Here is a 1,606-nt window from a genome sequence, read left to right as displayed (position 1 = left end):
GCGGGCCCGGCGCCGGTGCAGCGCCCGGCGCTCCAGCTCCGTGGTGCCGCCCCAGACGCCGATGCTCTGGCCCGTCTCCAGCGCCCAGTCCAGGCACTGCTCGCGAACCGGGCAGTGCCCGCACACCGCCTTCGCCCGCTCGGTCTGTACCTGCGCCGGGCCGGTGGTCCCGACCGGGAAGAACAGATCGGGATCCTCGTGACGGCACGCGGCATGGTCGCGCCAGTTGTCCATCGGAAGTCTCCTGGATCGGTGGAAGTCGTCCGTGCCTGTGGCAATCGTTCTCGCGTCCGGGTGACCGGTCGGGAGAACGTGAAACGGCACAACCGCCGGGCGATCCGGGGAAGATGGCCTCCGGGGCTTCCGGACGCCGACCGCACTTACGGCCGTGGACGGCCAACAGGCGGGACGGCGGGGGAAGTCGGGGCCCGGCTCGCGCGACCGGCCACCCCCGCCGGGCGGTTCGGACGGCCCCCCGCGCCCCTCAGCGGCGCAGCGCCCGCGCCGCCGTGGCCGTCACCGCGTCGGCCAGGGCCGCCAGCCCGGGGGAGTCGAGCTTCCACTGCTGCCAGTACAGGGCGACGTCCATGTGCTCGCCCGGGACCAGCACGGTCAGCCGCCCGTCCGCGAGCAGCGGTCCGGCCTGGACCTCCGGGACCATGCCCCAGCCCAGCCCCGCGGCCACCGCGTCGAGGAACCCCTCCGAGGTGGGCACCTGGTGCCGGAACGGGCCGGCCGAGGCGTGGCCCAGCCGGCGGGCGAAGCCGTCCTGGTAGTCGTCCTTGCGGTCGAAGACCACCACGGGCGCCCGGGCCAGCGCCTCCGCCGGCGGCCGCCCCGCCGGCCGGTCCGCGACGAACTCCGGCGCGGCCACCGGCAGATACCGCATCCGTCCCAGCGGGCGGACCGCGCAGCCGGGGACCGGGTCGGGCGAGGAGGTCACCGCCGCCATCACCAGACCCTCGCGCAGCAGCGCCGCCGTGTGGTCCTCGTCCTCGCGGTGCAGTTCGAAGCAGAGGCCGGCGACCCGGTTCAGGGCCGGCAGGAACCAGGTCGCCAGCGAGTCCGCGTTCACCGCGACCGACACCCGGGTGGGCTCCCCGGTGCCGTACAGCCCCAGCTCGTCCCAGGCGTCCCGCTCCAGCCGGGCGAGCTGCCGGGCGTACCGCACCAGCACCGCGCCGGACTCCGTGGGCCGCACCGGCTTGGTGCGCTGGAGCAGCACCCGGCCGGTGCGCTGTTCCAGGGCCTTGACCCGCTGGCTGACCGCCGACGGTGTCACGTGCAGCGCGGCGGCGGCGGCGTCGAAGGTGCCCTCGTCCACCACGGCCAGCAGGGTCCGGACCTGTTCCAGGGGTAGCTCAGTCATCACGAGTGCTAAGGGTACGTAAAAATCTTTAGCTGTACTTGAGGGGGGCGGTTTCCTTAGCGTCGTCGGCATGAACCACGCCCTGACCGCCGCTGCCGCCGGATTCGGCACCGGCCTCTCCCTGATCGTCGCCATCGGCGCCCAGAACGCCTTCGTCCTGCGGCAGGGGGTGCGCCGGCACGCCGTCCTCACCGTGGTCGGCATCTGCGCCGTGTCCGACGCGGTGCTCATCGCGCT

The 1,606-nt window shown here is 74.1% G+C and carries 3 protein-coding genes; 1 reads left to right on the top strand and 2 read right to left on the bottom strand.

Annotated features, from left to right (window positions below):
* Both H5J33_RS34575 and H5J33_RS34570 read right to left on the bottom strand, forming a co-directional pair.
* A partial coding sequence (locus H5J33_RS34575) for a WhiB family transcriptional regulator (RefSeq protein ID WP_181798612.1) occupies positions 1-234 on the bottom strand: 234 nt, incomplete at its 3' end.
* Positions 235-484: 250 nt separating this feature from the next.
* Positions 485-1,372 (bottom strand): LysR family transcriptional regulator ArgP, encoded by an 888-nt coding sequence (locus tag H5J33_RS34570; protein ID WP_181798611.1) that lies wholly within the window; start codon positions 1,370-1,372, stop codon positions 485-487.
* Between the two features lie 67 nt (positions 1,373-1,439).
* Here H5J33_RS34570 and H5J33_RS34565 point away from each other — a divergent pair.
* Positions 1,440-1,606: LysE family transporter (locus H5J33_RS34565; RefSeq protein ID WP_181798610.1), on the top strand; the 167-nt coding region annotated here is incomplete at its 3' end.

Source organism: Streptomyces sp. WELS2 (assembly GCF_013870595.1).
Taxonomy (GTDB): domain Bacteria; phylum Actinomycetota; class Actinomycetes; order Streptomycetales; family Streptomycetaceae; genus Streptomyces.
This window is presented reverse-complemented; position numbering and strand designations above follow the sequence as displayed.